The organism is Streptomyces poriferorum (genome assembly GCF_019399235.1).
GTDB classification, from domain to species: domain Bacteria; phylum Actinomycetota; class Actinomycetes; order Streptomycetales; family Streptomycetaceae; genus Streptomyces; species Streptomyces poriferorum.
Map to the genome: position 1 here is coordinate 26,669 of NZ_JAELVH010000012.1, position 17,986 is coordinate 44,654.

A 17,986-nucleotide genomic window follows, 5' to 3' on the forward strand; every position below is an offset into this window, starting at 1 on the left:
CGGCCCTCATGACCGGACAGCGGTACGGGAGCACAGGAAGGCCACTGCCGCCGCGGTCAGCCCGCCCGCCGTCAGGGCCAGCGCGGTCCGCGGACCGGCCGCGGACGCGAGCAGCCCGCCGAGCAGCCCGCCCACCGGGATCACCGCCCAGGTGAGGAACCGGAAGGTGGCGCTGACCCGCCCGATGAGCTCGGGGGGCACGGTGGCCTGGCGCAGCGTGATCGAGTGGATGTTGAAGATCGCGATGCCGAAGCCGTTGAGGACGTAGCCGGTGGCGAGGAGCGCGTATCCGGGCCCGGTGCCGGCCCCGGCCGCCAGCGGCAGCAGCAGGGTCGCCGAGGAGGCGATCGCCATGCCGGACACCATGGCGCGGCCCACCCCGAGCCGCTTCCCGAGCCGGCCCGCGGACAGTGCGCCGCCGAACGCGCCGATACTGCCGGCCGCGATGACCAGGCCGAGGCCGGCCGGGCCGAGGTGCAGGACGCGGATGGCGTAGAGCGGGAAGACGACCAGGACGACGTCCCAGAGCAGGTTGTACAGGGAGGCGTGCAGCATGATCACGCGCAGCAGCCGGCTGTTCAGCGTCATGCGCAGCCCCGCGGCGATGTCCTTGCGCACCGAGGACCGGGCACCGTCCGCGCGGACCGGCCGCGTCTCCGGGGTGCGGATCCGCAGCAGCATGGCCGCGCCGAAGAGGTAGCCCAGGCAGTCGACCAGGATGGCGACGGGTGCGGTGAGCACCTGGATCAGTGTCCCGCCGAGGCCCTGCCCGGCGGTCTCCGCGACCGAACGGCTGGCCTGGAGCTTGCTGTTGCCCTCGACCAGCTGCTCCTTGGCCACCAGGGACGGCACATAGGCCTGGTACGCCACGTCGAACAGGGCGGTGAGCACCCCGGTCGCGAACGCCACGGCACACAGCGCCCAGATGCCGAGCCCGCCCAGCCAGGCGAGCAGCGGCACCGCGGTGAGGATCGCGGCACGCCCGAGGTTGGCGGTGATCAGGAGCGGACGGCGGCGCACCCGGTCGGCCAGCACCCCGGCGAACAGGGTCACGCACAGCACCGGCAGGTACTGGGCGCTGTTCAGCAGCCCCAGCTGGGCCGGGCTCGCGTCGAGCAGCACGATCGCGGTGACCGGCAGGGCCAGTTCGGTGACCCGGGAGCCGAGCAGGGAGACCGTCTGTCCGGCCCACAGCCTGCGGAAGTCCCGGTGGTGCCAGAGTCCGCGGGGCGGTGGTTCCGGGGCCGGGGGCCCGGCCCGGTCGAGGATCTCAGCCGACGACATGGACGGCCTCCCGGGTCGCCGGCCCTCCGGCGCCGGCGGGCTGCTCGCCCTGCGGGTGCCAGTCGAGCCGGTAGGCGGCGAGGGTCTGCCGGATGGCCTCCTCGACCTGTTCCGAGCGCTCGGCCCGGTAGCGGAACGTGCCGGCGGTGTGGACGGCGCCGCCGTTGCCGCTGAGCACCGTGCCGGGAGGCGGCAGGGTCTCCGAGCAGAGCGCGGGCACCTGGCCCACCAGCGAGGTCACCGCGTCCACGACGGCCGGGCGCACGGGCGGCTCGGGCATCATCAGGTACCCGGCGACCGGACCGTCCAGGTCCATCGGCGCGATCGTCACGTCGTCGCCGAGCTGCACCCGTGCGGAGGCGGCGACCAGGTCGACCCCGTAGACCTCCTCCCAGATGACCCGGACCTGACCGCCGCCGGCCCGTGCCCCGATCTCCAGGAACACCAGGTCGTCGCCGTCGCCCGAGGGCCGCGGGGCGCGGAAGACCTCCAGGTGGAAGACGTCGTCGGTGAGGTCCAGGGCGGTGCACACGCGCTCGGCGAAGTCGGTCACCCGCTTCTCGAAGTCCCGGTCGTCGTTGGCGACCGAGCTGAAGGCGGTTCCGGTGGCGAAGTCGAGGCAGCTGCCGCCGCAGCGCCAGGCCCGCGAGGTGAGCAGCCTGCCGCCCTTCACCACCCCGTCGATCTGGTAGAGCGCCCCGTCGATGAACTCCTCGCACTGGGCGTCGGCGAGGCCGGCGCCGGTCAGCAGGGTGTCCAGCTGTGCCTCGGAGCGCACCACGTGCACGCCCTGGCTGTCGGCGCCCGCGCGCGGCTTGAGGACGAACGGATAGCCGTGCCGTGCGGCGAACTCCCGCACCAGGCCGGCCGTGGGCGTCTCCCGGAAGGCGGGCACCCGCAGTCCGGCCGCCGCGACCAGGCCCTTCATCACGACCTTGTCCCGGACGGCGGCGACCTCCTCGGGGCCGCGGCCCGGGATGCCGAAGTGCCGGCGGATCTCGCCCGCGGGCTCCAGGTCGAACTCGGAGAGGGCGAGGACATGGGTGAACGGGCCGTACAGCTCGACGAGTCGGGCCGTCTGCGCCAGGACGTCGGCGGTGTCGGAGAGATCGGACAGCACGCGGATGTCCTCGGCCAGTTCCCCGTCGAGCGGCGGACGGCCCGCCGCAGTGGTCAGATAGGCGACGCGGTCGGCGGTGTGGTCGATGTAACGGTGGTACTCCGCAAAGGAGTTGGTCCAGCGGTTGATGATGAGGACATGGCGGTTCATCGGGTCTCCGGATGGTTCGTGGGCAGTCCTGCGGATGGCTCAGCTGAAGGTCACGGCACGTTCGGCGCGTCGCAGCACCCTCGCCGTCTCCCGGTACGAGGCGCCCGCGGCGAGCACGTAACCGAGCCGGCCGGCCGAACTGCCGGGATCCGGCAGGGCGCTGCCCGGCGGCAGGAGGACGCCTATCTCCCGCACCCGCGGATCGGACTCGATCAGCGGGTCGACGCGGAACTCGCGGTAGGTGTCGAGGCCGGGCCGCAGGAAGTAGCGGATGCCGGCCCGGGTTCCGGTACGGGACACGGCCGGTTCGGGGTTGGGCAGGCCCAGGTAGCAGCGCAGCATGATCTCGTACAGATCGTGGCCGCAGGCCAGGCGCAGCAGGTCGGGGATGCGGTCGCCGGGCAGCCGGGCCGCGACCTCCATCAGCAGCGGGCCGCGCGCGGACATCCGCAGCTCGGCGTGGAAGGGCCCGATGCCCAGGGCGACGGCGTCCAGGACGCGGGCGATGTACGTCCTGATCTCCCGGGCCGCCGACGTCTTCAGCTGGGCGGGCACGATGTGGCCGACCTCGACGAAGTGCGGTTCGGCCCCGAGGATCTTCTCGGTGATGCCGAGGATGTGGACCTGGCCGTCCTCGACGTACCCCTCGACGCTGTACTCGGGCCCCTCGACGTACTCCTCGACCAGCACCAGCCCGAGGCCGCCGCGCGAGCCGTCGGCCCGGCCGGAGCGCAGCGCCCTGCGGAACGCGGCCACGGCCTCCGCCTCGCAGCCGGCCCTGCGGACGTCGAGGCTTCCCGACTGGTCGACCGGCTTGACCACGCACACCGGTCCGAGCTCCGCGTAGGCGGCGGCGGCCGACCGTGCGCCGGAGACGATCCGGTACCGGGGCTGGTCGAGGCCCGCCGCGTCCACGGCCCGGCGCATCCGGTGCTTGTGGCGCAGGAACTCCACTCCCGCCGGGTCGATGCCGGGCAGGCCGAGCGCCGCGGCGGCGTGGGCGGCGAGCGAGACGAAGTGCTCGAAGCCGGGCAGGACCGCGTCCAGCGGCGTTTCGGCGTGCAGGGTGCGGATGAGGTCGAGTACGGCGGCCTGGTCGGAGGTGTCCGCGGTGATCACCCGGTCGGCCTTCGCCGGGGCGGTGCCGGGCCCGGTGCCTGCGGTCAGCACGAGGGCGGTGTGCCCGAGTTCGTGGGCGCGGGTCACCAGTTCCAGTCCGGAGGAGCGGGGCTCGATGATCAGAACGGTGCTCATGCTGCTTCCTGCGGGGCCGGGGTGCCGGAGTCCGCGAACGCGGCGGCGCGGGCGGTGTCGAGGAGCTCCATGGACTCCAGGTGCAGGGCGAGGTTGCTGCGCGGCGCCGGGGCCTCACCGCGGAAGTGGGCGTACGCCTGCTCGATGAACCGGGTCAGCGGGGCGTCCTGGACGACCTTGCGGACCGGCCGTCCGGCGATGCGGACCTGGCCGAAGTCGTCGTCACCGGAGACGGGATAGTCCGCCACGAGCGTGCCCTCGGTGCCGTGGATGTGCAGCCGCCGCCGGCGTACCGGCGAGGCCAGATCGGTGTACAGCGTGGTCCGTACGCCGGAGGTGTGCCGCAGCGTGACCTCGGCACCACCCAGCCGGGCGAGCCGGCCGGACGGCAGCGGCAGGTCCCAGCCGCGCGAGCCGGTGACCTCCGCGACGGGCCCGGCGAGATGCAGGGCGAGCAGCAGCTGGTGCGGCAGCTCCACCTCGAAGGCGCTGCCGTGCCCCTGGGTCTGCAGCGAACGGCGAAAGCGCGGCTTGCTCTGCTCCATGTGGTACGAGACCGGCTCACCGATCGTCCCCGAGGCGACGAGCTCCTCGGCGGCCTCGGTGACCCTGCTGGCCGGCCAGACGCTCATCGGCAGCACCACGGCCCCGGTGGCCTCCGTCAGGTCCACCAGATGGGCGGCCTCCTGCACGGTGTGCGCGATCGGTTTCTCCAGGATGAAGCGCTGTGCTCCGGCGTGCAGGAGCTGCTCCAGGCAGTCCCGGTGGGCGTCGGGCGGCACCGCCACGTGGAAGACGGCGTCGGCCACCCGGTGGCCCGCCGCCCACAGCGCCGTGACGGCGCCGCGGACGTCAGGCACCCATTCCCCTCCCGCCACCTCGGCGGGGCGGGGATCGACGGCGATCACCGTCGACCGGCCGCCCGTGATGTCCCGCAGCGCGCGATGGTGCAGATCGCGGCCCGCGTGTCCGTATCCGACGATGACGGAAGGTGAATTGCCTTTCTTCCTCATCTGTTTACCGCCCTTCGCTGTCGTAGTGAAAGGAGCTTCGCAGCGGGCCGGGAGAGACTTCCAGGCCAATTCTCCGGACCCCTGGCGGACCACTTGGAAGGATTTCCCGCGGCTGGTGGTGCCTGTTCGTGCCTCGAAAGGAACATGTGCGGCTGCCGAGGTGGTATCGGCCCGCGGCATTGTCAACAGGCATGCTGGACACGCTTGTTCGACGTATTCGGAATTGCGGCACCCGTGGAATTCACCTGGAGAAGGAGTCAATTGATGAGCCTCGAAGGCCGGGCCGCCCTGGTCACCGGTGGTTCCCGCGGCATCGGACGGGCCATCGCGCTCCGTCTCGCTGCCGACGGTGCCGCGGTCGCCGTGAACTACCGCTCCCGAAAGGACGAGGCCGAGCGCACGGTCGAGGAGATCACCGCCCTGGGAGGGCGGGCGATCGCCCTGCAGGCCGACGTGTCGGACCCGGACGCCGCCCAGCGACTGGTGGACGAGACCATGGCAGGGCTCGGCGGGCTGCACATCCTGGTGAACAACGCCGGCGTGGCGCAGGACGGGCTCATATTCGACCAGTCGCCGGAGGACTGGTGGGAGGTGCTCAAGGTCAACGTCGGCGGCGTCTACCACTGCACCCGGGCGGTCGCCGGCCACTTCATGTCCCAGCGCGACGGCAACGTCATCAACATCTCCTCCGTCATGGGCGAGGGCGGCTGGGTCGGGCAGTCCAACTACTCCGCCTCCAAGGGCGCCGTCAACGCCTTCACCCGGGCCGCCGCCGTCGAACTGGCCCGCTTCGAGGTCCGGGTCAACGCGGTCCTGGCCGGGTTCACCACCACCGACCTGATCGGCGGACTGCTGGAGAAGGACGGCGGCAAAGCCATCAAACGGCAGTTGCCGCTGCGCGAGTTCGCGACCCCCGAGCAGGTGGCCGGCGCGGTGTCCTTCCTGGCCGGCGAGGACTCCACGTACATCACCGGCGAACTGCTGCGTGTGGACGGCGGATGGGCCGGGCAGCTCGGCCTCGGCCGGGCCAAGTAGCCGGGCAGGCAACGTACTTCGCACCAACCGCCAGGAAACGGGGAAGCCCCGGGGAGCATCTCCCCGGGGCTTCCCCGCTTCCCTTCCCCGCATCAGCCGATCCGGGCCAGACCACGGGCGCCCTGCCGGCCGGAACCGCGGGAGACGGCCAGCGGGTCCCAGCCCTCCGCACGCTCCGGGAGAAGGTCCGGGTCGCCCAGGAGCGCGCCCCGGTGTACCTCGGCCATCAGGCCGCGGCCCAGGAGCTGGCCGGCCAGCGCCATCCCGCCGGCCGCGGAGCCCGTGATGCCGGTGCCGTGCCGGGTGTTGGTCCCCACCATGTGGAGGCCCTCGATGCTGGTGCGGGTGTCGGGGCGGCTGCCCGTACCGCCCCACTCGGCCAGCCCGTACGGTGTCCCGCCGGTGGCCAGGGTGTAGCGCTCGTGGGTGATGGGGGTCGCCGTCTCCAGGTGCACGATGTTCTCCCGGAACGGGCCGAGCGCCTCCTCCGCCGTGTTCAGCATCGCCTCGGTCAGTTCCGCCTTGCGCCGCTGGTAGCCCTCGTTGCGCCGGTAGCGCTCACCGGCCGCCGGGCCCTTGTCCACGCCCCAGTATTCGTATCCGGGCGGACACAGCGTCATCACCTGGAAGTTGCTGTGCCCCGGCGGGCAGACGGCAGCGGTGCCCGGGTCCTTCAGCGAGGCGAACGAAGCGAAGAGGAACGGCAACGGGCTGATGGTCTCCTTCGCCACCTGCTCGTAGTAGGCCTCGATGTCGTCGTCCCGGTACCACCACAGATTGGCGTTCGGACGGGCCGGCAGCTCCTTGTCGGTGGCGATGTAGAGCGTGGCGAGCGGCAGCGCCATCTTCGCCTGCCGGGTCCTCGACACCACCCGGCGGCCGAAGTGCTCCTCTCCCACGAGGTCGAGCACGGTCCGGGAGTAGTCGGCGTTCGACACCACCAGGGGAGCGCTGTGGACGTCGCCGCCCGTCATCCCCACCCCGGTGACCCTGCCGTCCTCGACGAGGATGCGCTCCACCCGGCTCTTGGTCCGCAGCTCCCCGCCGTGCGCCTCCAGCGCCTCGACGAGCGCCGCGGCGAGGACCTGGCCGCCGCCCTCGGGGTAGTAGGCGCCCCGCAGGTAGTGGTCGGTGACGGCCGCGTGGGTGGAGACGGTGGCCTGGCGCGGACCCATCCCGTAGTTGGGCGACTGGGCGGCGAGCACGGTACGGGCCCGCGGGTCCAGCCCGCAGTGGTCGAACAGCTCGGAGAGCGTACGGCGGCCCCACTCGGCGGTGACCGGGGTGCGCGCCAGCAAGTCGGCCAGGGACGGCTCACCGTCCGACAGCATCATCGAACGGGTCTCCGCGCCGACGGCGGCGCAGATCCGGGTGAACCGCTCGATGCCCTCGCGCTGCGACGGCAGCGCCTCGGTCAGCCGCTTCGTGTACGCCTCCCAGCCCACGGGCACGTCGACCGTGAGACCGGGCAGCACGATCCGGTCGAAGCCGCCCCGGTCCATCTCCCGGTAGGTCACCCGGCCTTCGAGCCCCAGGCCGGAGAAGATCGCCGGCAGCAGCCCGCCCGGGCCGCAGTCACCCAGGTAGTGGACGCCCACGTCGAACTCGTAGGCCCGGCGGCGGCGGAACACATGACTGTTTCCCCCCGCCACGTCGTGCTGCTCCAGTACGAGGACGCGGCGGCCGCTCACGGCCAGGTACGCCGCACACACCAGGCCGCCCATGCCGCTTCCGACGACGATGGCGTCCCACTCATCCCGCTTCACCATGCGGCTCAACCGTCCTGTTCCTGTAGGTCCTGTCCGGAGTTCCCCCGCGGCGTCGCCCGCGCTGGAACTCCAGACAGGACCGAGGCGGGGCTGACGTTCCTGTCGCGGGTCAGACCCGCTCGCGTACGACCAGCGCACCGGCGTTGCCGTCGTGGCCGACCGAGGTGATCAGACCGATACGGGGCTTCCCGCTGCCCGGGGAGCCCTGCCAGCGGGCGAGGAGAGCCGCGAGCTGCATGGCCCCGCCGGCGCTGTACGTCTCGCCCAGGACCTCGGTGACCCGCACCGGGTCCGGCAGCCGGCCGAGGGCGAGCCGCACAGCACGCTCCTCCACCCGGTCGAGCCCGATGTGGTCACCGGCGCCCAGGGACACGTCGGCCACGTCATCCGCGGCCACCGCGCTGCGCTCCAGGGCCCGGTTGATCGCGGTGACCAGGCCGTTCGTGAGACCGCGGCCGAGCCCGGCCCGCCGGTTGACCCCGGTCCAGCCGAAGAACCCGACCTCGCAGGCCAGCAGCTCCGCGAGGACCGGTTCGCCGGGGGTCTCCTCGGCCCTGACGACGAAGACGGCGCTGCCCTCGCCGACCGGAGCGGCCTCCCGCAGCGTTCCCGCGTGGTGCCAGGCCCAGGCCGTCGGGGCGCTGAGCTCCTCGGCACCGCCGACGAGCAGCTCCTCGGCACGGCCCGCCGCCATGGCGAGCCTCGCGTGCCGGAAGGCGTAGAGGCTGGCGCTGCGGCCGCCGGCCACCGTGGCGTTCAGGCCCTTGAGCCCGTGCCGGATGGCCATCTGGCCGGCGCTGCAGTTCATGACGCTGCCCGCGAACTTGCCCGGGTTGATGAGGTAGGGCTTGTCGAGGGTGAGGGTCTCGTACAGCAGGTCGGAGTAGCCCGCGATGGAGCCGGTGTTGGTGGCCAGCACCACGCCGGTCCTGGCCGGGTCCGTACCGGCCGCGGCCGGTCCCGCGGCTTCGAGGGCCTGCTTGCAGGCGACCAGGCTCAGCTGGGCGAGCCGGTCCAGGTTCTTGATGCCCTTGCGGCCCAGGTGGTCGGCGGCCTTGAAGCCGGGGACGGGCCGCAGCGGACGCGGCGGGTAGGCCGCGTCCGCCCCGGCAGCGGGCTCGGGCGCCGCGCCCGGGGCCGGCGCTCCGGCCAGGGGCGCCAGCCCGTAGCCCGCGCTGGAGACCACTCCGGCGCCGACGACCGGCAGGGGCTGCACGGGCGCGGCCGTGGTCACAGGTACCTCCCGAGGATGGTGATGACGTTGTTGCCGCCGAAGGCGAAGCCGTGGTTCTGGACGATCTCCACCCGCGCGTCCCTGCCCCGGCCCGGGACACAGTCCACGCCGGGCCCGAGCTCCGGGTCCGTCTCGACCAGGTTCGCGGTCGGTGGCAGGAAGCCCTGTTCCAGGGCGGTGCAGCAGGCGATGGCGCCGAAGCCGCTGGCCGCGCCCATGGTGTGGCCGAGCATCGACTTGATCGAGCTGATCGGAGGCAGCCGGTCGCCGAAGACCTGGCGGACCGCCCGGACCTCCGTCGCGTCGTTCGTCGGCGTGCCGGTGCCGTGGGCGCAGATGTAGTCGATCTGGTCGGGGACGACGCCCGCGTTGCGGTGCGCCGCCTTGATGCAGTCCGCGATGCTCGTGGCGTCGGGGTGCACCATGTGGGAGGCGTCGCAGTTCGCCGCGTATCCGAGCACCTCGGCGTAGATGCGGGCGCCGCGCGCCAGTGCGTGCTCCAGCGGTTCGAGCAGCAGCGCGGCCCCGCCCTCGCCGGTGATGATGCCCGAACGGTTGGCGTCGAACGGCTGCGGCAGGTCCTGGGCCATGGCGCCCAGGGCGTAGAAGCCGGCATGGGTCAGCCGGTTCACGGAGTCGGCGCCGCCGGCCAGCATGAAGTCGGCCTCGCCCAGGCGCACCATGTCGAAGGCGTACCCCAGCGCGTAGTTGCTGGCCGAGCAGGCGGTCGGGATGGTCTGCGCGTCGCCGCTCAGGCCGAGTTCGGCGTTGACGGCGCCCGCGATCTGGCCCGCGGGCAACTGCCCGACGAGGCGGGGCTCCAGGCCCTTCAGGCCCTGGGTGACCCACTGGCCGCCCAGGCTCTGGGCCACCGCGGACTCGCCGCTGGTGGTGCCCATGATGGAGCCGGACCGGCCGGCGGAGAGCAGCAGGGGGTCGATGCCGGAGTCCTCGACCGCGAGCCGGGAGGCGGCGGCGGCCAGGAGCGCGCTGCGGCCCCAGCGGTCAGGGTCGAGGTGGTGCAGGAGGGCGGCCGGGTCGAAGTCGTCGACCTCGGCTGCCTTGCGGCTGGGGAAGGGGGTGGCGTCGAAGCTGCGGGCCGGCCCGATGCCGACCCGGCCCGCCCGGAGGGAATCGGCGAAGTCCCGCACGCCGATTCCGACCGGGCTGACCGCTCCGAGCCCCGTGATGACGACTCGGCGCAAGGTCGGCTCAGGCATTCCGCGCGCATCCCTCGACGGCGAGCAGCAGCGTGCGGAGCGTGGTCAGGGACTCCAGCTCCTCCTTGGGAAGGACGAAACCGAGTTCCTTCTCTATTCGGGAGACCACGGTTATCAGCGTGAGCGAGTCGCTGTCGTAGTCCTCGATGAACAGACCGTCCTCGGTCAGCTCACCGTCTTCCAGTTCCAGTTCCTCGTTGACGATGTCGATGACGCGGGTCCGCAGCTCGGCATCCAGTTCCACGGTCTGCACGGTCATGGTGGGTCCTTTCGTAAGGAGCGAACGTGAAGGGGTAGCGCGACAGGTCTCAGGAAACGGTCCGGAACGGCCTGGTGGTCAGACGGCGGCCGGGGTCGGCGGCACGAGGGTGATGGCGCCGATCTGCGTCAGCAGGAGCAGGTCCTGGCGGAAGCCCCAGTGCTCGACGACCTTGCCGTTCTCGATCCGGTAGATGTGGGACTGCTCGACGTCCACGTCGCGCCCGGTCGGCGCGATGCCGAGGAAGTCGCCGGTGTGCTTGCCGGTGAAGCGCAGCCGCAGGACGGCGCGGTCACCCTCGGAGAAGCTGTCCAGGTGCTCCCACTTGGCGCCCTCGAACGCACTGTGCACCCAGCGCGCGGTGCCCAGGTAGCCGTACGGGCCGTTCGGGACGCCGGCCTGCGCCTCGTAGTCGACGAAGTCGTCCGCGACGTACTTGAGCGCGGCCTCCTCGCTCAGGTCGTTGAAGATCAGGCCCATGTTGATGGAGAGGTCGAGTGCTTCGGTGCTCATCTGTTTGCTCCTCGAACGGTGGGAGGGAACCCGGGGAGATACCCCGGAAATCTGGCGTTCGCTTGCCCGGCGCGGCTGCTCAGTGCCCGGCGCCCAGACCGCCGGTCACCGGAATGACCCCGGCGGTCACGTACGAGGCGTCCTCGCCTGCGAGGAAGCGCACGGCCGCGGCCACCTCCTCGGGGGTGCCGGTCCGGGCCAGCGCGGTCCGGGCCAGGGCGGCCTCGCGGCGCGCGTCGGTGACGTGCTCGACCATGTCGGTCTCGATCATTCCGGGGGCCACCACGTTCACGGTGACGTTGCGCCGGCCCAGCTCGATGGCCAGCGAGCGGGCGAAGCCGATCAACGCGGCCTTGGCGGACGCGTAGTTGGTCTGCCCCGGCGCACCGGACATGCTGTTGATGGACGACATGTAGATCAGCCGGCCCCAGCGGGCCTTGATCATCGCCGGGACCACCTCGCGGGTGACGGTGACCGCGGCCTGGAAGTTGGTCTCCATCACGGCCCGGAAGTCGTCCTCCGGCATGCCGATCAGCAACTGGTCGCGGGTGATGCCCGCGTTGGAGACCAGGACCTCGACGGCCCCCTGCTGGATGGACACCTCCTCGACGGCGGCCTTCACCTGCGCGGGGTCGGTGACGTCGCACCGTACGGCGAAGAAGCCGGGCGGGGGTTCCGTGCTGTGGTAGGTGACGGCGACCTTGTGTCCCTCGGCCGCCAGGGCCCGCGCGGTGGCGAGCCCGATGCCCCGGTTTCCGCCGGTGACGAGTACGGAGCGGCTCATATGCACTTCCTCCTGGTGGGGTGCCGCGGGCCGGCCGGACAGGGCCGGACAGCGGTCGGGGTCGAGGTCGGGGTCGGGGTCGAGGTCGGCGGACGGTGCGTCACGCGAAGTCCTCCCACAGGGAGGCGAGCCGGTCACCGGCGCTCTCGGCGTCGACGAACAGCACCGACTGCCAGCCGGCCGCCTCGGCACCCGCGCAGTTCTGTGCGAGGTCGTCCACGAGCACACAGCGCTCCGGGGGCACACCGGCCCGCCGCGCCGCCAGTTCGAACATGCCCGGCGACGGCTTGCGGTGGCCCACCTCGAACGACAGGATCACGTCGTCCCAGAGCCCGTCGGGCTCGATCATGCGCCGCCAGTACGGGTCCCAGGCGGGCACCATGTTGGAGAGCATCCCGACGAACGCCCCGCGCTCGCGCGCCTTGCGCAGCTGGGCCACCCAGTCGTGGTTGGTCTCCCGCCCGTCGAACCAGGCGTCCGCCATCGTGGTGAGGCGGAGCGTGACGCCGTGCTCGGCCTCCAGCACATCGCCGATCTCCTGGAGCCACGCCTCCTCGGTCACCACCGGGGTGTCGATCGGCTCCATGATGTCGCAGGTGCCGTAACGGGCGGTGACCGTGGCCAGGGCGCGGCCGAGGACCTCCTGGTCGAGGCCCATCGAGGCGCAGAACGTCTTCATCGTGTGGGCGAGCGGAGGGGTGAGAACCCCGCCGAAGTCCGACCAGACGGCCAGACGCGGTGGTGTGGTGTCAGGCATGCCGGCTCCTGGAGGATCCGTGGAGGTGGGAGACATCGGCCACGGCGACGGTGAGCTCCGCGATCTCCTGCGCGTCCTGGTGGAAACGGACCCGTATCGCGTGCTGCCCGGCACCCGCGGGAGCCGGGGTCGCGGTCGCCGTCAGGGGGATGTCCAGCTCCGCGAACCGCTCGAACCCGCCCTCGTAACCGATGGCACACAGCGAGCCCGAGCCGGACGCCGCGGCCCGGCCGGTACCGGCGGACGCCACCGTCAGCAGCGCCAGCTGGCGGGCCGCCTCCACCAGCGTCATGGCCGGCAGATGGTCGTAGACGTGGTCGAACAGCGCCGGGTTGTCGAACCGCGGTGCGACCCGGGCCGTGACGGACCCCGCGGTGAACTCCGGCTCCGTGAGCACGACGTTCAACGGGTTGTCACGGCCCACCAGTTCCGGCGCCACACGCCCGACGTCACCCGGCGCCTCGGTGAAGTCCGAGCTGAGCGGCGCGGGCGTGCCGCGCTGCGCGTGGCGCAGGATCTCGTTCTCGTCCCCCTTGAGGAAGAGCACGTCCATGGAGTGGTCGGCGACATGCACGTCACCCATGAAGATCCGCTGCTCCAGCCGGCCCTTGCGGTAACGCCCGCTGTGCCGGGCGGTCTTGCCGAAGAAGTCCGTGTCGACCCTCGGCGGCCCCGGCTCGCCGCCGATCCGCAGCGCGTGCAGGTTCCGCAGAGAGAACTGGAAGGCGTGGACGATGGCCATGGTTCCCGCCGGAACACCGGCGTTGGTGTGGGAACCGGCGATCGCCGACTGCCGGCCCGCCTCCAGCAGCAGCAGGGAGTCGTGCAGTTTCGGCTGCTGCCGGTGGTCGCTGTAGTAGAGGTGGGTGAGCGGCAGGTGGATACCCGCGGTCACCGCCATCGGCCGCAGACTCCTGACGTCCGTGACGAAGACCTCGGAGATGGCGGAACGGTGGGCGAGCGAGCGCTCGATCGTGCGGCCGTACTCGATCGCCGGAGCCACGGACGTCGTGGCGTCTTCCAGCACCTGGGTGGTCATCGGTTCCTCCGAACCAGTTCTCGGGGTGGTCTGCCGGGCCTCTTGCCGGTCAGCCGACCGGGACCGACACCGCGCTGTCCTCGGCCGCCTCGTCGCCGGCCCGCTCCGCGCTCCGCCGGATGAACATGCCGCTCACCGCGCCGATCATCACGACCGCCACACCGATCCACAGAGCGGCCTCCAGGCCGTCGGTGAACGCCGCGGCCGGATCGCCCGAGGTGTTGTCGGCGAACTGGCGGCTGAACACGGTGGTCAGTGCCGCCACACCCAGCGCGCCGCCGAACTCACGGCTGGTGTTGTTGGCGCCGGACGCCTTGTTCTGCTCGTTCTCCGGCACCGCCGAGATCACCGTGGCGGGGTTGCCCGCGAAGACCAGACCCATACCGATACCGGCCAGCGCCAGCGCCGGCACCATCGCGCCGTACCCGACGTCCGGCGTGACGACCAGGGCGATCCAGCCGAGGCCCACACCCTGAAGGGCGCAGCCCGCCGCCTGCAGCACCCCGCCGCCGATCCGGTCCACGAACTGGCTGGCGACCGGCACCACGAACATCGGCGCCAGCGTCCACGGGATGGTGCGCAGACCCGCCTCGAACGGGGAGTAGCCCATGGGGCCCTGAAGGAACTGCGTGAGGAAGAAGATCGACCCGAAGACACCGAAGTACATCGTGATCGACACCACGTTGCTCAGCACGAAGGCCGGCGCCCGGTACATGTGCGTCGGGATGAGCGGGTGCTTGCTGTTGCGCTCGGACACGATGAACGCCACGGCCAGAACCACCGTGAGGGACAGCCCGGTCAGAGTGGTGGGGTGCGTCCAGCCGTGGTCGGCCGCCGACACGATGCCCCAGACCGCCGACACGACCGAAGCGGTCACCAGCACCATGCTCGGGACGTTCAGGCTCCGCTCCTTGCCGCGGCTCTCGCTGACCGCCCACAGGGCGAGCGGCAGAGCGATCACACCGACCGGCACGTTGATCCAGAAGATCCAGCTCCACTCGATCTTCTCGGTCACCAGACCGCCCGCGAGCGGACCCGCCGCGATACCGAGACCGTTGACACCGCCCCACACACCGACGGCCAGGTTCCGCTGCGCCCGCGACACCGCGCCGACGGCCAGCGTGAGCGAGACCGGAAGAATGGCCGCCGCGCCCGCGCCCTGGAACACCCGGGCGATGACGAGCGTCACGACCGAACCGGCCATCGCACACGCCACGGAGGACAGGGTGAACAGGGCGATGCCGCCCAGGAACACCCGGCGGCGCCCGAACCGGTCACCCAGTGCCGCGCCGGCCAGCAGCAGACCGGCGAAGGCCAGCACATAGCCGTTCATCACCCACTGCAGCTCCGACTGCTTCACGTCGAAGTCCTGGCTGATCTCCGCCAGCGCGTTGGTGACGACGAGATTGTCCAGCGAGACCATGAACATGGGCAGAGAGGTGGCGACCAACGCCCAGAGAACGCCTCGGCTCTTGGTTGTCGTCATCGGATGATCCCCTTGCTGCTCGTGGAGTTGCTGCTCGTGGAGTGCCCGTGGCGCACCGGGCCCGAGCAGGGAAGGCGACGCAGGACGATCCGGTCCGAGGTCTCCCCGACCAGGACCGTCCCCACCTCACCGCTGAGCACGTAGTCGCCGTACGGCGTCACCGCCACGGTCGTCGGGCCGCCGACGGGCCAGGGATCCACCCGCGAGCGGACCGAGGCACTGCGCCAGCCGTCGCGCGAACCCACGACCTTGACGGCGTCCACTCCGCCCGGCGCGCCGACGGCGGCACCGATGGAGTTGGTGACGACGACCAGGGAGCCGTCGGGGCGCAGTCCGAGCCCGTCCGTGCCCACCAGCGGCTCAGCGAGGTCCACCTCGGCCACCTTGCGGCCGGCCGGGGCGTCGGGACGGATCCGGAACATCCGGCCGTCGTCGTAGCGCACGGCCAGCAGATAGCCGTCCGGATGCCACACGATGCCGTTCAGACCGACGATCTGCGCGGCGAAGCGGGGGTCGCTCACCACCGGGGTGACATGGCCGGCGAGGTCGATCCGCTGCAGGGTCTGCGACACGGAGTCCGTGACGTAGATGTTGCCCTGCGGGTCGAACGTCAGGTCGTTGGCGAACGTCCGGGGAAGCCCCTGGGCGACGTCGATACGGCGCTGCAGCTTGCCGGTGTCCAGGGCGAAGACGGCCACACCCGAGGTCGGGGGCTGATCCCCGACCTCCAGGCGCTGGCGGATCCAGAAGTCGCTGTACGCGACGAGGATGCGATTGCGCGCGGTGTCCACCCGGACGCCGAGGGTGGACACCATGCCGATGCTCGGCGCGAGCTCCTCGACGGTGCCGTCCAGCCGGATCACCGAGAGGGTGCCCTTCAGGGCGGAGCCGACCAGGAAGGCGCGGCGCGTGGGGTCCCAGGCGACGCCCTCCGGGTAGACGTCGGCGGCCCGGGTGTCGATCACGTCCGGACCGGTGTGTCGGCCGGCGGCCGAGGCCACCGGGGCGGGCGAATTCGCCAGGGCGGGGGCCGGGAGGGCAATCGGCGCGATCGCCGTGAGAACGGCCGCGGAGGCGAGCACGGCTCTTAGCGGAAGGGCGCGGGACACGGTGTTCCTCTCATGGTGGGTCGGCGGGATCCGGACTCCGTGAAGTGAGGGGAAAAGGGGGCACGGAGCATTCGGATTCCGGCGGCGCAGCGAACGGTGCAAGGTCGTTTGAATTCCGTGCCGCGTGAATCGCCGGGGGGCGCGTCCACTGCGGCACACCATCGAATCTAGGTCGGCCGCCGCGCGATATGTAGAGGACCTAGGACGTACCGGGAATGCCTCTTTCGAGACATTCGCTGACCGCGAAGATCCGCGTGGACCTGCGCAAACGCGCACGACTGAGGGCCGCCACCCCGGTGATGCGGGTGACGGCCCTCAGCCGTTGTTCTCTTCGCTTGTTGCCGTCGTTCTATGGCCCGGTCACGCGATGTGGTCGGCCTCGAGTTCGGCGTGGTAGCGGTTCTTGAAACCCTGGATCAGCTGGCGGAGCAGGGCCGCACTGCGCGGGTGCCGCACGTTGTGCCCGTCCGACAGATGTATGTCGAGGACCTCGATGCTGGGGTACGTGCTGTGCTGGGTCACGAACGCCGCGAAGACCTCGTACGCGATCTCGCTGAACTCCGCGTCCTCCTGCGCCCACTCCTCGGCCCACTCGTCGGCGGCCTCGACGACGGCCTTCGGCTGCTGCTCCTGCACCGGGAACTGCTCCTGCACGGGTCCCTGGTTCAGCTCCGGCTCCGGAGCCTCTTCCGCCTCGGGGGCCATCGGCAGCTGCTCCGTACGCTGGCCGGGCACCGCACCGATCGTGCCGACGTTGCCCAGCGGCCGGGTGCGGCCCCCGGGACCCGACGGGATCATCACCGGGGTGGGCTCCAGGCCCTCGACGTACATCGGGTTGTACGAGCCCTCGTACGCCCCGTCCGGGACCTGCGCCGCGAACCACGGGCTGTCGTGCGTGCCGGGCCCCTCCGCGAGCTGCTGCTCCTCGGCCCACTCACCGGGAACCGTCTTCGCGTACTGCTCCTGCTGAACCGGCTGCTGCTGCGCCTGGGGGTTCTGCTGGTTCTGCGGGTTCTGCGGGTTCTGTGGTTTCTGCTGGGGGTCGTACGCGAGTTCCGGTTGCGGGGCCGTCTCCACGGCGGCGGCCTGGGCGGGGGCCGGGGGGAGCAGGGCCGGTTCGATGCCGGCCGCGGCGAGTCCGGCGGGGCCCGTCTCGGCGAGCGGGACGCCGTACTTGGCGAGGCGGAGCGGCATCAGGGACTCGACAGGGGCCTTGCGGCGCCAGCTGCGGCCGAAGCGGGCCTGGAGACGGGCCTGGTAGATCAGCCGGTCCTGTTCGAGCTTGATGACCTGCTCGTACGAACGCAGCTCCCACAGCTTCATCCGCCGCCACAGCCGGAACGTCGGCACGGGGGAGAGAAGCCAGCGGGTGAGGCGGACACCCTCCATGTGCTTGTCGGCGGTGATGTCGGCGATCCGGCCCACGGCGTGGCGGGCGGCCTCGACGGAGACGACGAACAGCACCGGGATCACGGCGTGCATGCCGGTGCCCAGCGGGTCGGGCCAGGCGGCGGCGCCGTTGAACGCGATCGTCGCCGCGGTCAGCAGCCACGCGGTCTGACGCAGCAGCGGGAACGGGATGCGCAGCCAGGTCAGCAGCAGGTCCAGTGCGAGCAGGACACAGATGCCGGCGTCGATGCCGATCGGGAAGACGACCGAGAAACTGCCGAAGCCCTTCTGTTCGGCGAGTTCGCGCACGGCCGCGTACGAGCCCGCGAAACCGATCGCCGCGATGAGCACCGCACCGGCGACCACGAGCCCGACGAGTATCCGGTGAGTGCGTGTCAGCTGCATCGCGGCCACCCGCGACCCCTCCCCAATTCTTTGTCCCCGACGTCCGTTCCAGCGGGACGACTTCGAGATCCGGCGGGCACAGCCTGGCACATGCCGGAGCGTGGTGTTGCGCGGGGAGGGGCGAAGCCCGGTTCTCGGGCGAGGACCGGGCTTCGTCGCAGGAGAG

General features: G+C 71.5%; 16 protein-coding genes. 1 reads left to right on the forward strand and 15 read right to left on the reverse strand.

Annotated features, from left to right (window positions below):
- Positions 1 to 6: 6 nt before the first annotated feature.
- The 4 genes from JGS39_RS03855 to JGS39_RS03870 are packed head-to-tail and all read right to left on the reverse strand — an operon-like array spanning position 7 to position 4,821.
- Positions 7 to 1,284, reverse strand: a complete 1,278-nt coding sequence (locus tag JGS39_RS03855) for an MFS transporter (RefSeq protein ID WP_219567254.1) — start codon at positions 1,282 to 1,284, stop codon at positions 7 to 9.
- A complete protein-coding gene (locus JGS39_RS03860) occupies positions 1,271 to 2,554 on the reverse strand; it encodes an ATP-grasp domain-containing protein (protein WP_219567255.1) in 1,284 nt (427 codons plus the stop codon). Before JGS39_RS03860 ends, JGS39_RS03855 begins: the two co-directional genes overlap by 14 nt.
- Before the next feature lie 39 nt (positions 2,555 to 2,593).
- Complete coding sequence (locus JGS39_RS03865; protein WP_219567256.1) at positions 2,594 to 3,808, reverse strand: ATP-grasp domain-containing protein; 1,215 nt, start codon at positions 3,806 to 3,808, stop codon at positions 2,594 to 2,596.
- Positions 3,805 to 4,821, reverse strand: a complete 1,017-nt coding sequence (locus JGS39_RS03870; protein WP_219567257.1) for a Gfo/Idh/MocA family protein — start codon at positions 4,819 to 4,821, stop codon at positions 3,805 to 3,807. Before JGS39_RS03870 ends, JGS39_RS03865 begins: the two co-directional genes overlap by 4 nt.
- Before the next feature lie 264 nt (positions 4,822 to 5,085).
- Between JGS39_RS03870 and JGS39_RS03875 the strand changes: the two genes are divergently transcribed.
- Complete coding sequence (locus JGS39_RS03875; protein ID WP_219567258.1) at positions 5,086 to 5,856, forward strand: 3-oxoacyl-ACP reductase family protein; 771 nt, start codon at positions 5,086 to 5,088, stop codon at positions 5,854 to 5,856.
- A 92-nt stretch (positions 5,857 to 5,948) separates the two neighbouring features.
- Here the strand turns inward: JGS39_RS03875 and JGS39_RS03880 are convergent, their stop codons facing one another.
- The 11 genes from JGS39_RS03880 to JGS39_RS03930 all read right to left on the reverse strand — a co-directional run bounded on the left by JGS39_RS03880 (position 5,949) and on the right by JGS39_RS03930 (position 17,820).
- Positions 5,949 to 7,625, reverse strand: coding sequence for a phytoene desaturase family protein (locus tag JGS39_RS03880; RefSeq protein ID WP_219567259.1), 1,677 nt, complete (start codon positions 7,623 to 7,625; stop codon positions 5,949 to 5,951).
- Between the two features lie 109 nt (positions 7,626 to 7,734).
- A complete protein-coding gene (locus JGS39_RS03885; RefSeq protein WP_219567260.1) occupies positions 7,735 to 8,859 on the reverse strand; it encodes a beta-ketoacyl synthase N-terminal-like domain-containing protein in 1,125 nt (374 codons plus the stop codon).
- Positions 8,856 to 10,079 (reverse strand): beta-ketoacyl-[acyl-carrier-protein] synthase family protein, encoded by a 1,224-nt coding sequence (locus JGS39_RS03890; RefSeq protein WP_219567261.1) that lies wholly within the window; start codon positions 10,077 to 10,079, stop codon positions 8,856 to 8,858. The genes JGS39_RS03885 and JGS39_RS03890 overlap by 4 nt, the downstream gene beginning before the upstream one ends.
- Complete coding sequence (locus tag JGS39_RS03895; RefSeq protein ID WP_148020103.1) at positions 10,072 to 10,338, reverse strand: acyl carrier protein; 267 nt, start codon at positions 10,336 to 10,338, stop codon at positions 10,072 to 10,074. Before JGS39_RS03895 ends, JGS39_RS03890 begins: the two co-directional genes overlap by 8 nt.
- A gap of 78 nt (positions 10,339 to 10,416) precedes the next feature.
- Positions 10,417 to 10,851 (reverse strand): ester cyclase, encoded by a 435-nt coding sequence (locus JGS39_RS03900; RefSeq protein ID WP_219567262.1) that lies wholly within the window; start codon positions 10,849 to 10,851, stop codon positions 10,417 to 10,419.
- Between the two features lie 79 nt (positions 10,852 to 10,930).
- The gene (gene fabG, locus JGS39_RS03905; RefSeq protein ID WP_219567263.1) at positions 10,931 to 11,635 is read right to left on the reverse strand and encodes a 3-oxoacyl-ACP reductase FabG; all 705 of its coding nucleotides are present in this window, start codon (positions 11,633 to 11,635) and stop codon (positions 10,931 to 10,933) included.
- Positions 11,636 to 11,735: 100 nt separating this feature from the next.
- Positions 11,736 to 12,392, reverse strand: coding sequence for an HAD-IA family hydrolase (locus JGS39_RS03910; protein ID WP_219567264.1), 657 nt, complete (start codon positions 12,390 to 12,392; stop codon positions 11,736 to 11,738).
- Complete coding sequence (locus JGS39_RS03915; protein ID WP_219567265.1) at positions 12,385 to 13,431, reverse strand: AfsA-related hotdog domain-containing protein; 1,047 nt, start codon at positions 13,429 to 13,431, stop codon at positions 12,385 to 12,387. The genes JGS39_RS03910 and JGS39_RS03915 overlap by 8 nt, the downstream gene beginning before the upstream one ends.
- A gap of 49 nt (positions 13,432 to 13,480) precedes the next feature.
- Positions 13,481 to 14,917, reverse strand: coding sequence for an MFS transporter (locus JGS39_RS03920; protein WP_219567266.1), 1,437 nt, complete (start codon positions 14,915 to 14,917; stop codon positions 13,481 to 13,483).
- Positions 14,914 to 16,026, reverse strand: a complete 1,113-nt coding sequence (locus tag JGS39_RS03925; protein ID WP_308120165.1) for an SMP-30/gluconolactonase/LRE family protein — start codon at positions 16,024 to 16,026, stop codon at positions 14,914 to 14,916. The genes JGS39_RS03920 and JGS39_RS03925 overlap by 4 nt, the downstream gene beginning before the upstream one ends.
- A gap of 360 nt (positions 16,027 to 16,386) precedes the next feature.
- On the reverse strand, positions 16,387 to 17,820 hold the full coding sequence (locus tag JGS39_RS03930) for a DUF2637 domain-containing protein (protein WP_219567268.1): 1,434 nt from the start codon (positions 17,818 to 17,820) through the stop codon (positions 16,387 to 16,389).
- Positions 17,821 to 17,986 lie beyond the last annotated feature (166 nt).

Coding starts and splice junctions, on each gene's coding strand:
- JGS39_RS03855 (WP_219567254.1), bottom strand. CDS start 1,284: ATGTCGTCGGCTGAGATCCTCGACCGGGCCGGGCCCCCGGCCCCGGAA.
- JGS39_RS03860 (WP_219567255.1), bottom strand. CDS start 2,554: ATGAACCGCCATGTCCTCATCATCAACCGCTGGACCAACTCCTTTGCG.
- JGS39_RS03865 (WP_219567256.1), bottom strand. CDS start 3,808: ATGAGCACCGTTCTGATCATCGAGCCCCGCTCCTCCGGACTGGAACTG.
- JGS39_RS03870 (WP_219567257.1), bottom strand. CDS start 4,821: ATGAGGAAGAAAGGCAATTCACCTTCCGTCATCGTCGGATACGGACAC.
- JGS39_RS03875 (WP_219567258.1), top strand. CDS start 5,086: ATGAGCCTCGAAGGCCGGGCCGCCCTGGTCACCGGTGGTTCCCGCGGC.
- JGS39_RS03880 (WP_219567259.1), bottom strand. CDS start 7,625: ATGGTGAAGCGGGATGAGTGGGACGCCATCGTCGTCGGAAGCGGCATG.
- JGS39_RS03890 (WP_219567261.1), bottom strand. CDS start 10,079: ATGCCTGAGCCGACCTTGCGCCGAGTCGTCATCACGGGGCTCGGAGCG.
- JGS39_RS03895 (WP_148020103.1), bottom strand. CDS start 10,338: ATGACCGTGCAGACCGTGGAACTGGATGCCGAGCTGCGGACCCGCGTC.
- JGS39_RS03900 (WP_219567262.1), bottom strand. CDS start 10,851: ATGAGCACCGAAGCACTCGACCTCTCCATCAACATGGGCCTGATCTTC.
- fabG (WP_219567263.1), bottom strand. CDS start 11,635: ATGAGCCGCTCCGTACTCGTCACCGGCGGAAACCGGGGCATCGGGCTC.
- JGS39_RS03910 (WP_219567264.1), bottom strand. CDS start 12,392: ATGCCTGACACCACACCACCGCGTCTGGCCGTCTGGTCGGACTTCGGC.
- JGS39_RS03915 (WP_219567265.1), bottom strand. CDS start 13,431: ATGACCACCCAGGTGCTGGAAGACGCCACGACGTCCGTGGCTCCGGCG.
- JGS39_RS03920 (WP_219567266.1), bottom strand. CDS start 14,917: ATGACGACAACCAAGAGCCGAGGCGTTCTCTGGGCGTTGGTCGCCACC.
- JGS39_RS03930 (WP_219567268.1), bottom strand. CDS start 17,820: ATGCAGCTGACACGCACTCACCGGATACTCGTCGGGCTCGTGGTCGCC.